General features: G+C 58.4%; 15 protein-coding genes and 1 tRNA gene. 9 read left to right on the top strand and 7 right to left on the bottom strand.

Annotated features, from left to right (window positions below; all coding sequences use genetic code 11):
* Window positions 1–23 precede the first annotated feature (23 nt).
* Window positions 24–926, bottom strand: a complete 903-nt coding sequence (locus BMY54_RS07710) for a LysR family transcriptional regulator (RefSeq protein WP_093430664.1) — start codon at window positions 924–926, stop codon at window positions 24–26.
* A 102-nt stretch (window positions 927–1,028) separates the two neighbouring features.
* On the opposite strand from BMY54_RS07710, the gene BMY54_RS07705 reads away from it, so the two are divergent.
* Window positions 1,029–2,198 (top strand): aspartate aminotransferase family protein, encoded by a 1,170-nt coding sequence (locus tag BMY54_RS07705; RefSeq protein ID WP_093430663.1) that lies wholly within the window; start codon window positions 1,029–1,031, stop codon window positions 2,196–2,198.
* 415 nt (window positions 2,199–2,613) lie between these two features.
* On the opposite strand, the gene BMY54_RS07695 is transcribed toward BMY54_RS07705, so the two are convergent.
* The 3 genes from BMY54_RS07695 to BMY54_RS07685 all read right to left on the bottom strand — a co-directional run bounded on the left by BMY54_RS07695 (window position 2,614) and on the right by BMY54_RS07685 (window position 5,916).
* On the bottom strand, window positions 2,614–4,533 hold the full coding sequence (locus BMY54_RS07695) for an alkaline phosphatase D family protein (protein WP_093430662.1): 1,920 nt from the start codon (window positions 4,531–4,533) through the stop codon (window positions 2,614–2,616).
* 71 nt (window positions 4,534–4,604) lie between these two features.
* The gene (locus tag BMY54_RS07690; protein ID WP_093430661.1) at window positions 4,605–5,342 is read right to left on the bottom strand and encodes a hypothetical protein; all 738 of its coding nucleotides are present in this window, start codon (window positions 5,340–5,342) and stop codon (window positions 4,605–4,607) included.
* Window positions 5,343–5,457: 115 nt separating this feature from the next.
* Window positions 5,458–5,916, bottom strand: a complete 459-nt coding sequence (locus BMY54_RS07685; RefSeq protein ID WP_256573827.1) for a hypothetical protein — start codon at window positions 5,914–5,916, stop codon at window positions 5,458–5,460.
* A 25-nt stretch (window positions 5,917–5,941) separates the two neighbouring features.
* On the opposite strand from BMY54_RS07685, the gene BMY54_RS07680 reads away from it, so the two are divergent.
* Together BMY54_RS07680 and BMY54_RS07675 are read left to right on the top strand one after the other, a co-directional pair.
* Complete coding sequence (locus BMY54_RS07680) at window positions 5,942–6,688, top strand: hypothetical protein (RefSeq protein ID WP_093430660.1); 747 nt, start codon at window positions 5,942–5,944, stop codon at window positions 6,686–6,688.
* 45 nt (window positions 6,689–6,733) lie between these two features.
* The gene (locus BMY54_RS07675; RefSeq protein ID WP_034156100.1) at window positions 6,734–7,102 is read left to right on the top strand and encodes a PH domain-containing protein; all 369 of its coding nucleotides are present in this window, start codon (window positions 6,734–6,736) and stop codon (window positions 7,100–7,102) included.
* A gap of 12 nt (window positions 7,103–7,114) precedes the next feature.
* Here the strand turns inward: BMY54_RS07675 and BMY54_RS07670 are convergent, their stop codons facing one another.
* Both BMY54_RS07670 and BMY54_RS07665 read right to left on the bottom strand, forming a co-directional pair.
* Window positions 7,115–7,444 carry a hypothetical protein gene (locus BMY54_RS07670; RefSeq protein WP_093430659.1) on the bottom strand — a complete coding sequence of 110 codons (330 nt, stop codon included), beginning with the start codon at window positions 7,442–7,444 and terminating at the stop codon, window positions 7,115–7,117.
* A 135-nt stretch (window positions 7,445–7,579) separates the two neighbouring features.
* Window positions 7,580–7,664, bottom strand: a tRNA-Leu gene (locus BMY54_RS07665).
* Between the two features lie 107 nt (window positions 7,665–7,771).
* Here BMY54_RS07665 and queA point away from each other — a divergent pair.
* The 6 genes from queA to BMY54_RS07635 all read left to right on the top strand — a co-directional run bounded on the left by queA (window position 7,772) and on the right by BMY54_RS07635 (window position 13,875).
* The gene (gene queA / locus BMY54_RS07660) at window positions 7,772–8,836 is read left to right on the top strand and encodes a tRNA preQ1(34) S-adenosylmethionine ribosyltransferase-isomerase QueA (RefSeq protein ID WP_093430658.1); all 1,065 of its coding nucleotides are present in this window, start codon (window positions 7,772–7,774) and stop codon (window positions 8,834–8,836) included.
* 14 nt (window positions 8,837–8,850) lie between these two features.
* Window positions 8,851–9,966, top strand: a complete 1,116-nt coding sequence (gene tgt, locus BMY54_RS07655) for a tRNA guanosine(34) transglycosylase Tgt (RefSeq protein ID WP_175559566.1) — start codon at window positions 8,851–8,853, stop codon at window positions 9,964–9,966.
* Window positions 9,967–10,009: 43 nt separating this feature from the next.
* Window positions 10,010–10,348: a preprotein translocase subunit YajC gene (gene yajC, locus BMY54_RS07650; RefSeq protein ID WP_007916913.1), complete on the top strand. Its 339-nt coding sequence runs from the start codon at window positions 10,010–10,012 to the stop codon at window positions 10,346–10,348.
* 64 nt (window positions 10,349–10,412) lie between these two features.
* A complete protein-coding gene (secD, locus tag BMY54_RS07645; protein WP_093430656.1) occupies window positions 10,413–12,281 on the top strand; it encodes a protein translocase subunit SecD in 1,869 nt (622 codons plus the stop codon).
* Window positions 12,282–12,290: 9 nt separating this feature from the next.
* A complete protein-coding gene (gene secF / locus BMY54_RS07640; protein ID WP_093430655.1) occupies window positions 12,291–13,205 on the top strand; it encodes a protein translocase subunit SecF in 915 nt (304 codons plus the stop codon).
* Window positions 13,206–13,326: 121 nt separating this feature from the next.
* Entirely contained in the window at window positions 13,327–13,875 is a 549-nt protein-coding gene (locus tag BMY54_RS07635; protein ID WP_007956693.1) for a glycine zipper 2TM domain-containing protein, read from the top strand.
* 241 nt (window positions 13,876–14,116) lie between these two features.
* On the opposite strand, the gene suhB is transcribed toward BMY54_RS07635, so the two are convergent.
* A complete protein-coding gene (gene suhB, locus BMY54_RS07630) occupies window positions 14,117–14,935 on the bottom strand; it encodes a type III secretion system regulator SuhB (RefSeq protein ID WP_093430654.1) in 819 nt (272 codons plus the stop codon).
* Between the last annotated feature and the right edge of the window lie 64 nt (window positions 14,936–14,999).

The raw sequence follows: 14,999 nt of genomic DNA, 5'->3' as shown, positions 1-14,999 counted from the left end.
TTGTCGGTTGTCGCTCGATATCATTATCTGCCCCACGTCTGCATCGCAAATTCGACGAAGCGGCGCAGCTTCGGCAAACGATAGCGATCCGGCGCATAAAGCAAATGCAGGGGGCGGCTTGGAGGTTGATAGTCGGGAACGACGGTCACCAGTTTGCCGTCGCGCAGATCCTGTTCCACCAGCGCATCGGGCAGCATCACGATGCCCATGCCGGTGCGTGCGGCCTGGTGCAACCCGGCGGAAGTGTTCATCAGCATCGGCCCGCTGACGTCGACGAGAATTTCTCCCTCCGGGCCGCTGAGGCGCCAGCGTTTTTCCACCGATTGCCAATCGTCGCCGGCAGGGTAGGCGAACGACAGGCAGTCGTGTTGTTGCAAATCTTCAGGGGTTTGCGGCATGCCGCGCCGGGCCACGTATTGCGGGGAGGCACAGACAGTCAGTGTGTAATCGATCAGAGGACGGGCGATCAGGTTTGATTCTTCGAAATGGCCCAGCCGAAAGGCTACGTCGAGGCCGCTTTCCAGCAAGTCTGGACGACTGTTGGTCAGCACCACATCCATTTTGACCTGCGGATATTGCAGGGAAAAATCACTGAGCGCCGGTGCCAGGCGTTCTACGCCAAAGGTCAGTGGCGCGGTAATGCGCAACAAGCCACGGGGCTCATCGAGTGCTTGTTCCGCCAGGCGTTCGGAGTCAGCCACCAGTCCCAAGACATCCAGACAACGCTGGTAGTAAACACTGCCGAATTCGGTAAGACGCTGGCGTCGAGTCGTGCGCTGCAACAGTTGCACACCGAGCCGCTGCTCCAGCGCGCGCAGGTGATTGCCAACCATGGTCGTCGACATGTCGCACTGCAACGCGGCCGCCGTCATGCTCCCGGCTTCGACGACTTTGACGTACACGCTCATCGACTGGAACAGGTCCATTATCAAGCTCAGCTTTTAAATGAATGAAGTTTTGCCGAGTTTATCCAGTTTCGGTGGTTAACCATACTGCCAGCACACCGACCTGCACTGGAGTTTGAAGTCATGACCGCCGCCCTGATGAACACCTACCAACCGCTGGCCCTGAGTTTCACTAAAGGCCTGGGCACTCGCCTGTGGGATCAGGCCGGTCGCGAATATCTGGATGCGGTTGCCGGTGTGGCGGTGACCAACGTCGGCCACTCGCACCCGCGGATCGTTTCGGCGATCAGCGAGCAGGCCGGGTTGCTGCTGCACACGTCGAATCTGTACAGCATCGACTGGCAGCAACAATTGGCCAAACGGCTGACCGAGCTGTCGGGGATGGAGCGTGCGTTCTTCAATAACTCTGGCGCCGAGGCTAATGAAACGGCGCTGAAACTGGCGCGTTTATACGGCTGGCGCAAAGGCATCGAACAGCCGCTGGTGGTGGTCATGGCCAACGCGTTCCATGGCCGCACACTTGGCACCTTGTCGGCCAGCGATGGCCCGGCGGTGCGCCTGGGTTTCAACGAATTGCCGGGGGATTTCGTCAAAGTGCCATTTGGTGATCTCGCAGCGCTGGAGCAGATGCAGCAAAAGCACGGCGAGCGCATCGTGGCGATTCTGGTTGAACCGATTCAGGGCGAAAGCGGTGTGCAGCTCGCGCCGCCGGGTTACCTGAAAGCGTTACGCGAGCTGTGCAATCGCCATGCGTGGCTACTGATACTTGATGAAATCCAGACTGGCATCGGCCGTACCGGCCGCTGGTTTGCGTTCCAACATGAAGGCATCGTCCCGGATGTCATGACATTGGCCAAAGGACTGGGCAACGGTGTGCCGATCGGCGCGTGCCTGGCCCGGGGCTGGGCGGCGGATCTGTTTACGCCCGGGAGCCATGGAAGCACTTTCGGCGGCAATCCGCTGGCGTGCCGGGTCGGTTGCACGGTGCTGGACATCATCGAAGAACAGGGCCTGCTGGAAAACGCCAGGATTCAGGGGGAACGGCTATTAACTCGCCTGCGCGCAGAGCTCGCGGACAATCCCAACGTGCTGGCGATTCGCGGGCAGGGCTTGATGATCGGGATCGAGCTGAAACAACCGGTGCGTGATCTAACGCTGATCGCGGCGCGGGATCACGGGCTGTTGATCAACGTCACGCGGGGCAAAACGATACGGCTGCTGCCACCGTTGACGATTGATGAGCGGGAGGTGGAGATGATTGTCCGAGGTGTGGGATGTGTCGTTCAGTCGTGACGATTTTCACTCTTCGATCAAATGTCTGACTTTGGCTTTTCCTGCGCGCATTTCGCCGATCGATTTGATCAACCGGTCGGCGTTTGCGGATGAGCTCATCAAGTAGGCTGTTTCTTCGAGTGTGCTGTTTTCGCTAAGAGGCATCATCACGACAGGCTCAGATTCTTGTCGGGATTGCGAAGTTAGGTCTCGATCCTCGCTGGATGCCAAGAACGTATGGAGGTGAGTACAGGATGACAAGGCGACACCTACTAGTGGCTGTTTCGCAGAAAGGCTTACTGCGAGCACCTTCAGTATCACTTGAGAACGCTGGAGACGTTTCTGAGAAGGTTGTAATCCTTGTCCACTGTCTCGGGCAGTGAGAAACCGCCGCGTTGTCGGCATTCGGCATTCCCGGTGTAGGAAAAAACTATGGCTAGTCCGGATAATCCGCCAGATCCGGCGCCAGCATCCGCGTCTTCGCCTTGCCATTCGAATTGTGCTGAATGATCTCGCGCGGCTGCCCCTGTTCATTGAAAAACACCTGACCGATCCCCGCCGAATTCCATAAGCGTTCACCTGCCTCAGCATGTTCCGGCGTATACGGCACGATGCGCATGCGTCGGCGTTTGGTGAACCAGTTCAGCGGTGAGCGTGGCGAGTAGAGCCAGCGGTTGAGGCGGTCGAACCATTCCAGCAGGGTTTTCGGAAACTCGTTTTTGATCCCGCTGCTGGTGATCTGCCAGATTCGCGGCCCGGCCTTGCGGTGTCGGATAAGCACTTCGTAGACGAAGGAATAATGCACATCGCCCGACAGCACCACGTAGTTACCCGGTGTGCGCGAGTGGCGGAAAATGTTCAGTATTACCTGCGCGGCACCGCGATGGGCCATCCAGTTTTCCGCGTCGACCAGCAGCGGATAACCGCACCAACTGAAAACCTTCTGCACGGTTTCAATCAGCTTCACGCCGAAGATCGGCGCCGGGGAAACGATGATCGCTGACGGGTGATCGAGCAGTTCCTGTTGCAGTTCGCTCAGCGCCTCCCAATCGAGCAGGCCCGAGGGTTGCTTGAGCGCCATCTCACTGCGCCAGCGGCGGGTACGGGTGTCGATGACTACCAGCGCCGGACTGCTCGGCAGGACGAAATGCCATTGCTGAAAGCGCAGCAAATCATCGATCAGAGTATCTTGCACCGGGCTGTCGAGATACTGGTCATCACCGCTGGCGCTCAGTCCCAGTGTTTTCTCCAAGACATCCTTGAAGGCATCGGGATTGTTGCCCCAGCCCTGACACAACATATAGGCGATCAACGCGTTGCCGATGATGCGTTTGGAGAACGGATGGCCGTAGGCCGTTTCCTCCCATTGCGCAGACAGGTTCCAGTCATCGGTGATGTCGTGATCGTCGAAAATCATCAGGCTCGGCAGATGCGCCAGCGCGCGGGCGACCTTGCCCAATCCAGCCTTGAAGGCATCGATGCGAGTCTGTTCGAGGGTATAGCGCTTGAGGCGTTCGGGCGTCAGTTCAGGCGCTTGCGGATTGATCAGCGACCAGGCCGTCGGCGACCACACCAGCAAGTACATCGCCATGACTTCGGCGAAGGTCACCAGGTGATTGTCAGCGCTGCTGCTGGTGAAAATCGGCTTACGCGCACCGCCGAAAAATCGCTCGCGCAATGTCTCGTTGCTCTCCAGCGCCGGTAACAATTCCGCACGGTGGTAGTAACTGGCCGGGTGTTCGTAGAGCTTGGCGCTGTCGCTGACTACCGCGCCTTCGAGGTGTTCGTCGAACAGGCCGAGCCTTTCGATCAGGGCATGAATCGCCCGCAGCATCGGGCCGGCCACATCGTCGGCGTAGACCTGGTCGCCGCTCATCATCAACAGGGCCGGACGTTGTTGCGCGTCGGTTTCCGTCGCCAGCAATTGGTCGACGCACAGCAAACCATCCGCCGTCGGGTGATGCGGTTTGCGGCAGGAGCCGTGTAGCAGTTGATCGATCCGTGAGCGCAGAACGAAGTTCGGGCTGGTCGCATCGCCGTACAGCAGATGCGGCGCCCAGTCGGCGATGCCCTCAGCGTTGTCGATCAGCAGGTCATAGGCGATCCGCGTGTCGCAGGGCAGGGCGCTATCGAGAGCAACATCGATGAGATGAACAAAGGCCTCGCGGCCTACGGGAATGATCGTGCATTTCCCGGCATCGAGTGGAATGTCTCCTACACCTTGCAGGCGTAAGGTCAGCGCCAGTGGCCGTGTGCCGACCAGCCACATGACCACGCGCGTTGGCTCAAGCCGTCGCAGCAGCGGGCCGGCCAGGACAGGAGGCAGCGGGATCAGGTCAGCGGGTGTCGAAGACATCGAGGGCAAAGCTCAAGGCGCACAGGCCGGCGATGATAGCGCAGGCGGCGCCTTGAACCCTTAAATCAGCCTTAAGAGTCGGCTTTTTGCAGTTTCAGCGCCAACAAACGCCATTGAGCAGGCAGCGCGTCAACTCGCGGCTGCTCTTGCACCGAGCAATCGAAACGGTAGGTGACATCGTCGCCGTTCATGTTGCGCGCGGTGACGGTGTTGTTGAAGGTGTAGACCTGATCCTTGAAGCGGTGGCTGACCAAGGCTTTGCTGTCAGCAAAACGCGCCGACGCGGGAAAGCGCAACGTGCTGGTCACAAACGGGCTGCACATGACATACGCAATCATCGACTTGTCGGCCTGGGCGTCGCCGCGCAATTTCTTGTTCAGCGCTGCCAGGGCCATGCGACCGTCATAGTCGCTTTGATCCAGCACGGTCTGTAACCCGATCGATTTCGGCGCCCGGCTGGCGTAGTTCGGCAGCAATGCGGAATCGGGAGGAGAGGGCGTGTCGTCCGGCTCGATGGCAGCAAAAGCCGGCGCATCTTTCAGTTCGGCGGCGGGTGTGACTGCCTCGGCTTCAGGCAATAAAGAGCTCGGCTCGGTGACCTGCGTGTTTTCGGCCTGCGGCGCTTCGTAGTCATGCGACGAAGGAAACAACGACAACGTGATCGACAGCACCACCATCGCCACAATGAAGCCGCCCGCAGCACCCACGATGTTGCCGTAGAAAATATTCCAGCTGCCGCGGTTCTTGACCACCCAGCGCCACATGAACCCCCACACCGCGACAAACGCCAGAAAACGCAGAAACTCCATTTGATCCTTTCCTTAAACCTTCAAAACCTGAAATCAACGCACGCCCAAGGTGAACGCTGACGATGGGCGGCAAGATAACAAAACAGACGTGTAATGCCAGTGGCGATAGCCGTGCTCAGTGAAAATTGAGCGCGAAAAACGCCAGCGTCGTCACACCCCCAGCCAAGCCACAGATACCAGCGAAAAGTTGCCGGGCCAACGGATGCTCTGGCCGAGGGCGCCTGACCAGCCACATCCAGACGCCCGCCAGCACGCCGAACGTGGTGATCATTTGCAACACGCTACTGGCAAGATTTTCCGGTGAAGGAGAAACGTGCGCCGGGAAAAGGCTCGAACAGATCACCGAAAAAATCATCGCTACGATGAAGCCGCTGGCGGCACCCGCCAGGTTGGCGAGGATCAGGTTCCAGGCACCACGAGTCTGCACGACCCAAGCCCAAACGGCTGCCCAGACGAAAAAGTACAACACGGCCATCAAGGTGTTTCTCCCTCTGAAAATTGACTCCATCGAGGCGCTGGCGACCTCGTTACTGGCAGTGGACGGCAAGATAGCAAAATAGTAGCTTCGCGCCATCGCTCTTCTCTGTAATGGACTACCTATGCCTGTCAGAACTCATTTTTTGCGCCTGTTCTGCGCAATCACAATTGCCATCGCAATAACCCCCGCATTCGCCGCCGTGCAAGAACACCCGGAAAACAGCTGGAAGTATTACGCCGGCAACTGCCAGCGCGTGCTGGAAAAAATGGCCGACGTACAAAGCGGTCGGACCACGGCCTACGACGTGATGTTTGCCCTGGAAAGCAACCTGCAGATCATGAATGAACACCGCTCCAACCTGACGCCCAATCACTTGGGCTCGCGAGAATTCGCCGAATGCGAAAACTTTGCGGGCCAGGCTGAATCAATCATTGCCCAAGGCAAAGCCGAGTTCGCCGCGAAAATGCAAGGCGCTGCGGAGGAAGGCCGAATTGCCCACCAGAACTCCCCCGCCTACCAACGCGCCCGCGCCCTCGGCTACAGCGACGTCGGCGACATCTCCTTCCTGAAACTGCACGAAGACACCGACGGCGAAGCACGCTTGAAAACCATGCTGATCACCGTCGACGAAATCTGCGGCCAGTACTTCCGCGCCACGCAATACGTGAAGCCGTATGTGATCTATACGGTTCGGCCTTCTGACGGCGGTTGTGGTGAGGTGAAACGCGTAGCGGTGGTTGGCGGCCGATCAGTGGAGAAGGGCGATTACATTGATGAGAAGGGCGAATTTCAGTATCTGGGCTGGAAAAAGCTTGTTGGCGCCGATGGCTTCCCGACGGATATCCGCGTGCTGAAAGCCCGTCGTTGAACCAAAGAAATACCGGGATGTTTTCTTGAAGATGAGGATGGACAAATGATCGACTTCAACAACAAAGGCTTCTTCAAACTCAAGCAGAACGATGAGTACGCCGAACGCGTAAGCGCGCTGCTGCTGGATGGCGAAGAAGTGATCGACTCTTACAAGGCCATGCGTGACGGCGTGGTGTTTACCAACAAACGTATCATCGCGGTCAACGTTCAGGGGATTACCGGCAGCAAGAAGGATTTCACGTCCTTGCCGTACAAGAACATCGTCGCCTACTCCGTGGAAACCTCGGGCACCTTCGATCTGGATTCGGAGCTGGAGATTTACTTCTCGTCACTGGGGAAGGTGAAGTTCGAATTCACCGGGAAGACGTCGATGGTGGAGATTTCCAAGTACATCTCGAAGCATCTGCTGTAATGGCAGGACCGATCACAAAATGTCTTTCAAATAACCCTTGAGCGCAAGGAGCGGCTGATCCAGCTGCTCCAGCGAACGCGCCTCGCTGAACTCAGCGGACAACTTGTGCAGCTCGCGCCCCAGCGGTTTCTCGACACCGCCCAAGGCATCCATCGCCAGCCCCAGGCATTCATTCATCTTGAACTGAATGGTCTCGACATCCCCACGCCGCACCAATAGTTCGAAAATGTCTTTCTGGTAATCACCCATGATCATGTCATCCCGCAGGATCGGGCTCAGGCCTTCTTCCTCATAAGCAATCTTGAGGGAGAAAAGGGCGACTGTTTCCAGTGACGTTTCCATGGGTGGGTCCTTGGGGGTTCGGTTGACCAAGAAGTGGTGGATCAAAAGATCGCAACCTTCGGCGGTTCCTACAACAGCAGCCACTTTCCGACAGACGAAAAAAAAGGCCTTGCTAAGCAAGACCTTTCTTAATTTTGGTGCCCCGAGGGAGACTCGAACTCCCACTCCTTTCGAAAACGGATTTTGAATCCGCCGCGTCTACCAATTCCGCCATCAGGGCTCAATGGCGGCGAAGTATAGAGATGAGATTACCGTCGGTCAATCAGGTACATAGAGAATTTTCGATATTTCCGCTAGACTTTCCGGCCCTGCTAGACGAACCCCATCATGCGCGTTGCTGACTTTACTTTCGAGCTCCCTGATTCGCTGATCGCCCGCCACCCTTTGGCCGAGCGTCGCGGTAGTCGCCTGCTGACCCTTGACGGGCCGAGCGGCGCCCTCGCACACCGTCAATTCACTGATTTGCTTGAGCATTTGCGCCCGGGCGATTTGATGGTGTTCAACAATACCCGGGTGATTCCGGCGCGGCTGTTCGGGCAGAAAGCGTCCGGCGGCAAGCTGGAAATCCTCGTTGAGCGGGTGCTCGATACGCACCGCGTGCTGGCCCATGTGCGTTCCAGCAAGTCGCCGAAGCCGGGTTCGAAGATCCTTATCGACGGCGGTGGCGAAGCCGAAATGCTCGCGCGTCACGATGCGTTGTTCGAGCTGGGCTTCGCTGAAGAAGTGTTGCCGCTGCTCGATCGCGTCGGGCACATGCCATTGCCTCCTTATATAGACCGCCCGGACGAAGGCTCGGATCGCGAGCGTTATCAGACCGTGTACGCCGATCGTCTGGGCGCGGTGGCGGCGCCGACCGCCGGGCTGCATTTCGATCAGTCGCTGATGGACGCGATTGCCTCCAAGGGCGTCGAGACCGCATTCGTCACGCTGCACGTGGGCGCGGGGACGTTCCAGCCGGTGCGCGTCGAGAAGCTTGAAGATCACCACATGCACACCGAGTGGCTGGAAGTCGACCAGGACGTGGTCGATGCAGTCGCGGCGTGCCGTGCGCGCGGTGGTCGAGTGATTGCGGTCGGCACCACCAGCGTGCGTTCGCTGGAGAGCGCCGCGCGCGATGGCGTGCTCAAGCCGTTCAGTGGTGACACCGATATCTTTATCTTCCCGGGCCGGCCGTTCCATGTGGTCGACGCCTTGGTGACCAATTTCCATTTGCCGGAATCGACGCTGTTGATGCTGGTTTCGGCATTTGCCGGTTATCCCGAGACCATGGCCGCCTACAAGGCCGCCGTCGACAACGGTTACCGCTTTTTCAGCTACGGTGATGCGATGTTCATCACCCGTAATCCCGCACCTACTGCCCCTAAAGAAACCGGCCCAGAGGAAACAGAATGAGTCGCGAATGTCGCATGTCCTTTGAACTTCTGGCCACCGATGGCAAGGCCCGGCGTGGTCGCCTGACCTTCCCGCGTGGCACCGTCGAGACCCCAGCGTTCATGCCGGTGGGCACCTACGGCACGGTCAAGGGCATGTTGCCGCGTGACATCGTTGCCACTGGCGCAGAAATCATTCTCGGCAACACCTTCCACCTGTGGCTGCGCCCTGGCACCCAAGTGATCAAGGAACACGGCGACCTACACGATTTCATGCAGTGGAAAGGCCCGATCCTCACCGACTCCGGTGGCTTCCAGGTGTTCAGCCTCGGCGCGATGCGCAAGATCAAGGAGGAGGGCGTTACCTTCGCCTCTCCGGTCGACGGCGCCAAGGTGTTCATGGGCCCGGAAGAGTCGATGCAGGTGCAGCGCGATCTCGGCTCCGACATCGTGATGATTTTCGACGAATGCACGCCGTACCCGGCTGACGAAGACGTCGCTCGCGTGTCGATGGAATTGTCGCTGCGCTGGGCTCAGCGTTCGAAAAATGCCCACGGTGAAAACACCGCGGCGCTGTTCGGCATCGTGCAGGGCGGCATGCACCAGGATCTACGCATGCGCTCGCTGGAAGGCCTCGACAAGATCGGCTTCGATGGTCTGGCCATCGGCGGTCTGTCGGTGGGCGAGCCGAAGCACGAGATGATCAAAGTCCTGGATTATCTGCCGGGCATGATGCCGGCTGACAAACCTCGTTACCTTATGGGCGTTGGCAAACCGGAAGATCTGGTTGAGGGTGTGCGCCGCGGTGTGGACATGTTCGATTGCGTGATGCCAACCCGTAATGCCCGCAATGGGCATCTGTTCATTGATACCGGCGTGCTGAAGATCCGTAACGCGTTCCATCGCCATGATGAAACGCCGCTGGATCCGACCTGCGATTGCTATACCTGCCAGAACTTCTCCCGCGCTTATCTGCATCACCTGGACAAGTGCGGCGAAATGCTGGGAAGCATGCTCAATACCATCCATAACTTGCGCCATTATCAGGTGCTGATGGCTGGTTTGCGCGAGGCTATTCAACAGGGTACATTGGCCGCCTTTGTCGATGCCTTCTACGCCAAACGCGGGCTCCCCGTTCCGCCTTTGGACTGAGTTTTCTGACCCCAAGATTCAACATTTGCAACTGGAGTGCTAAATGAGCTTTTTTATCTCTAACGCCATGGCTGACGCGGCTGCACCGGCTGCTGCCGGCCCAATGGGCGGCGGTTTCGAGTGGATTTTCCTGGTCGGCTTCCTGGTCATCTTCTACCTGATGATCTGGCGTCCACAGGCCAAGCGCGCCAAAGAGCAGAAGAACCTGCTGAGCAGCCTGCAGAAAGGTGACGAAGTTGTGACCACTGGCGGCATCGCCGGCAAGATCACTAAAGTTGCCGATGACTTCGTGGTTCTGGAAGTTTCCGACACCGTGGAAATGAAGTTCCAGAAAGGCGCCATCGCCGCCACGCTGCCAAAAGGCACGCTGAAAGCGATCTGAAGCAACAACTTCTACTCAATCGACGGGGCGCGCAAGGCGCCCCGCGTTCATAACGGGCGGCGTGATGCTGAACAAATATCCTCTGTGGAAATACATTCTGATCCTGGCGGTGCTGGCGGTCGGTCTGATTTATTCCGCTCCCAATCTTTATCCTGATGACCCGGCCATTCAGGTCAGCGGTGCAAGCACTGCGCTGCAAGTCAATCAGGCTGATCTGGACCGTGTGAGCACTGCGCTCAAGGAATCCGGGATCAACGTCAAGGCAGCCACGCTGGCGGCAAACGGCAAGGGCGGTCTGATCCGTCTGAGCAAAGCTGAAGATCAGCTGCCGGCCAAAGACGTTGTGCGCAAGGCATTGGGTGATGACTACGTCGTCGCGCTGAACCTGGCACAGACCACCCCGCAATGGCTGCGCAACCTGGGCGCGCACCCGATGAAACTGGGTCTGGACTTGTCCGGTGGTGTGCACTTCCTGCTGGAAGTGGACATGGATAAAGCCCTCGATGCACGCCTGAAAGTTTACGAAGGCGACGTCAAGAGCCTGCTGCGCAAAGAGAAGCTGCGCTATCGCAGCCTGCCGCAACTGGGCGGTGCCATTCAGTTGGGCTTCAGCGATGAAGACTCCCGCGAACAGGCCCGTGCACTGATCCGCAAGAACTTCAACGATTTCGACATTGTTCCGGCCGACCTCAACGGTCAACCGGTGCTGCGTCTGGCGATGACCCCGGCCAAGCTGGCGGAAATCCGTGAATACTCCATCAAGCAGAACTTGACCACGGTACGTAACCGCGTCAACGAGCTGGGTGTTGCCGAACCAATCGTTCAGCGCCAGGGCGCCAACCGCATCGTGGTTGAGCTGCCGGGCGTGCAGGACACTGCCGAAGCCAAGCGTATTCTCGGCAAGACGGCCAACCTTGAGTTCCGTCTGGCTGCAGAGCCGGGTGCTTCGAAAGCCACTTCGGAAACCTTCGAGTTCCGCGAAGGCAAGCGTCCGCCAGCACAGATCGAACGTGGTCTGATCATCACCGGTGACCAGGTTACCGATGCCAAGGCTGGTTTTGGTGAGCACGGCACACCAGAAGTGAACATCCGTCTGGATGGTCATGGTGGTGAGCTGATGAGTCGCGCCACCCGTTCGAACGTTGGTCGCAGCATGGCGGTGATCTTCATCGAACAGCGTCCGGTCACCACTTACACCAAGCAAGTGGTGAATGGCGTCGAGAAAGACGTTGCCGTTCAAACGTTCAAAGAAGAGAAGAAGATCATCAGCCTGGCGACCATTCAGTCGCCGCTGGGTGCTCAGTTCCGCATCACTGGCCTGAACGGTCAGGGCGAATCGTCCGAACTGGCGCTGTTGCTGCGTGCCGGTGGTCTGGCTGCACCGATGTACTTCGCTGAAGAGCGCACCATCGGCCCGAGCCTGGGTGCGGACAACATCACCAAAGGTATCGATGCGTCGCTGTGGGGCATGCTGTTCGTGTCGCTGTTCATCATCGCCATCTACCGCTTCTTCGGCATCATCGCCACCGTCGCACTGGCGGTGAACATGGTGCTGCTGCTGGCCTTGATGTCGCTGCTGGGTGCAACGCTGACCCTGCCGGGTATCGCCGGTATCGTGCTGACCATGGGTATGGCGGTCGACGCCAACGTGCTGATCTTCTCGCGGATCCGTGAAGAGATCGCCGCCGGCATGACCGTGCAGCGTGCAATCAACGAAGGCTTCGGCCGGGCATTCACCGCGATTCTCGACGCCAACCTGACCACGTTGCTGGTCGGCGGGATTCTCTTTGCCATGGGCACCGGCCCGGTCAAAGGCTTCGCAGTGACCATGTCCCTCGGGATCTTTACCTCGATGTTCACGGCCATCATGGTGACCCGCGCAATGGTCAACCTGATCTTTGGCGGACGTGACTTCAAGAAGTTGTGGATTTAAGGGGCTGCCATGTTACGTACAATCAACTTCATGGGCGTTCGCAACTTCGCGTTCGGCGTCACAGTGTTTCTCACGTTGCTGGCTATTTTCAGCGTCGCTACCAAGGGCATGAACTGGGGCCTGGACTTCACCGGCGGTACGCTCATCGAGCTGACCTACGAGCGTCCGGCCGATGTCACCAAGGTGCGTGAAGAGCTGGTGACTTCGGGTTACCACGAGGCCATCGTGCAGAGCTTTGGTGCAACCACCGATCTGCTGGTGCGTATGCCGGGTGAAGATCCGCAGTTGGGGCATCAGGTCGCGGAAGCGCTGCAGAAGCTCGGCGGTGACAACCCGGCGACGGTCAAGCGCGTCGAGTTCGTTGGCCCGCAGGTCGGTGAAGAGCTGCGTGACCAAGGCGGCCTCGGCATGCTGCTGGCGCTCGGCGGCATCCTGATCTACCTGGCTTTCCGCTTTCAGTGGAAATTCGCGGTCGGCGCCATCGTTTCGCTGATCCACGACGTGATCGTGACCATCGGTATCCTGTCGTTCTTCCAGATCACCTTCGACCTGACGGTGCTGGCGGCGGTACTGGCGATCATCGGTTACTCGCTGAACGACACCATCGTGGTATTCGACCGGGTTCGTGAGAACTTTCGCGTGCTGCGCAAGGCTTCGCTGATCGAGAACATCAATATCTCGACCACTCAGACCCTGCTGCGGACCATGGCGACGTCGATCTCCACCTTGCTGGCGATCGCGGCACTGCTGTTCTTCGGTGGCGACAATCTGTTCGGTTTCTCGATTGCCCTGTTCATCGGTGTTCTGGCGGGTACTTACTCGTCGATCTACATCGCTAACGTGGTGCTGATCTGGCTGAACCTGAGCACTGAGGATCTGATTCCTCCGGCCAACACTGAAAAGGAAATCGACGACCGTCCATAACGGTCATCGTTTTCCCGGCTGTCAGCCCAAGAAAGGCGCGAGTTGAACTCGCGCCTTTTTTTATGCTCCAAGGCTGGGAGAAGCGCGGGCGTGTCCCGCATGTGATGGTCAGGAGGTTCATGTGAACAAGTCGTTGCTGGTTGGTGCGGTATTGGGTGCTGTCGGTGTAACTGCCGGGGGTGCTGTTGCCACCTACAGCCTGGTTAAAAGCGGCCCTGAGTATGCGCAAGTGTTGGCCGTCGAGCCGGTTAAAACACAGATCAAGACTCCACGTGAAGTGTGCAAGGACGTGACAGTGACGCGTCAGGCACCGGTAAAAGATCAGCACCAGATTGCCGGTACCGTTGTGGGTGCGCTGGCAGGTGGTTTGCTGGGTAATCAGATTGGCGGCGGCACCGGCAAGAAAATTGCCACGGTGGCCGGTGCGGTCGGTGGCGGTTATGCGGGTAACAAGGTGCAGGAAGGCATGCAAGAGCGTGACACCTACACCACCACGCAAACCCGCTGCAACACGGTCAACGACATCAGCGACAAGGTCGTCGGTTACGACGTGCGTTACTCGCTCGATGGCAAGGAAGGTAAAGTGCGGATGGATCGCGATCCGGGCAACCAGATTCCGGTCGACAAGGAAGGCAAGCTGATTCTGTCGCAGAATGAGCCAGGTCAGTAACAGGCCGACTGTTTAGAAAGAAGCACCCTGCGGGGTGCTTTTTTTGTGCCCGCCATTTCTGGCACGCCCCGGATCTCCTGTGGGAGCGAGCTTGCTCGCGAATTCGGTCTGGCATTCAGCATCTATGCAGGCTGTTCCACCGCTTTCGCGAGCAAGCTCGCTCCCACAAGGATTTGTTTCGGCCTGAATACAGGCATAAAAAAAGCACCCCGAAGGGTGCTTTTTTCCTTTCGCGTGAAGCTTAGCGCTTCAGCGAAGTCGGCAGGTGCGGCTGGATCGCCGTCAGTACTGCCTTGAAGCATTTTGTGTTGCCGGCAACGATGTGGCCTTTTTCAAGGAAGTCGTGACCGCCGGTGAAGTCGCTCACCAGGCCGCCGGCTTCTTGAATCAGCAGGGCGCCTGCAGCCATGTCCCACTCGGACAGGCCCGACTCCCAGAATGCGTCGAAACGACCGGCAGCGACGTAAGCCAGATCCAGGCTTGCCGACCCGGCGCGGCGGATGCCGGCAGTCTGGCCAACCAGAGCGCGGAACATGCCCAGGTAGTTGTCGAGATTATCCATCTGGTCATCACGGAACGGGAAGCCGGTACCCAGCAGGGCGCCGTCAAGGCTGGTGCGACCGCTGACGCGCAGGCGACGACCGTTCAGTTGGGCGCCGCGACCACGGCTGGCGGTGAATTCTTCCTGGCGAACCGGGTCCAGAACCACTGCGTGTTCCAGGCGACCACGGTACTTACAGGCAATGCTGACAGCGAAGTGAGGAATGCCGCGCAGGAAGTTGGTGGTGCCGTCCAGTGGGTCGATGATCCACAGGTACTCTTCGCCTTCGATGCCGGTGCCGGCGTGCAGGCCGGTTTCTTCACCCTGGATCGAGTGATTCGGGTAAGCCTTGCGCAGCGCGTCGATGATTTTCTGTTCAGCGGCGCGATCGACCTCGGATACATAATCCTTGGCGTCTTTTTCGTCGACCTTGATGGTATCCAGGCGCTCGATGGAGCGGAAGATCAGTTCACTGGCGCTGCGGGCGGCGCGCAGCGCGATATTCAGCATGGGCTGCATGGATGTGTCACCTAAGGTTGTTAAAGAAAGCCGCGCATTCTATCAGAACTTTTCTTCAGGTGAA

Source organism: Pseudomonas sp. ok266 (genome assembly GCF_900110195.1).
GTDB classification, from domain to species: domain Bacteria; phylum Pseudomonadota; class Gammaproteobacteria; order Pseudomonadales; family Pseudomonadaceae; genus Aquipseudomonas; species Aquipseudomonas neuropathica.
This window is presented reverse-complemented; position numbering and strand designations above follow the sequence as displayed.

Bases quoted from the DNA above. Each gene is read 5' to 3' on its own strand.
- BMY54_RS07710 (WP_093430664.1), bottom strand. From the start codon at position 926: ATGGACCTGTTCCAGTCGATGAGCGTGTACGTCAAAGTCGTCGAAGCC.
- BMY54_RS07685 (WP_256573827.1), bottom strand. From the start codon at position 5,916: ATGGCGCGAAGCTACTATTTTGCTATCTTGCCGTCCACTGCCAGTAAC.
- BMY54_RS07695 (WP_093430662.1), bottom strand. From the start codon at position 4,533: ATGTCTTCGACACCCGCTGACCTGATCCCGCTGCCTCCTGTCCTGGCC.
- BMY54_RS07705 (WP_093430663.1), top strand. From the start codon at position 1,029: ATGACCGCCGCCCTGATGAACACCTACCAACCGCTGGCCCTGAGTTTC.
- tgt (WP_175559566.1), top strand. From the start codon at position 8,851: ATGTCCTTTGAACTTCTGGCCACCGATGGCAAGGCCCGGCGTGGTCGC.
- BMY54_RS07690 (WP_093430661.1), bottom strand. From the start codon at position 5,342: ATGGAGTTTCTGCGTTTTCTGGCGTTTGTCGCGGTGTGGGGGTTCATG.
- yajC (WP_007916913.1), top strand. From the start codon at position 10,010: ATGAGCTTTTTTATCTCTAACGCCATGGCTGACGCGGCTGCACCGGCT.
- secD (WP_093430656.1), top strand. From the start codon at position 10,413: ATGCTGAACAAATATCCTCTGTGGAAATACATTCTGATCCTGGCGGTG.
- suhB (WP_093430654.1), bottom strand. From the start codon at position 14,935: ATGCAGCCCATGCTGAATATCGCGCTGCGCGCCGCCCGCAGCGCCAGT.
- queA (WP_093430658.1), top strand. From the start codon at position 7,772: ATGCGCGTTGCTGACTTTACTTTCGAGCTCCCTGATTCGCTGATCGCC.
- BMY54_RS07670 (WP_093430659.1), bottom strand. From the start codon at position 7,444: ATGGAAACGTCACTGGAAACAGTCGCCCTTTTCTCCCTCAAGATTGCT.
- BMY54_RS07675 (WP_034156100.1), top strand. From the start codon at position 6,734: ATGATCGACTTCAACAACAAAGGCTTCTTCAAACTCAAGCAGAACGAT.
- BMY54_RS07680 (WP_093430660.1), top strand. From the start codon at position 5,942: ATGCCTGTCAGAACTCATTTTTTGCGCCTGTTCTGCGCAATCACAATT.
- secF (WP_093430655.1), top strand. From the start codon at position 12,291: ATGTTACGTACAATCAACTTCATGGGCGTTCGCAACTTCGCGTTCGGC.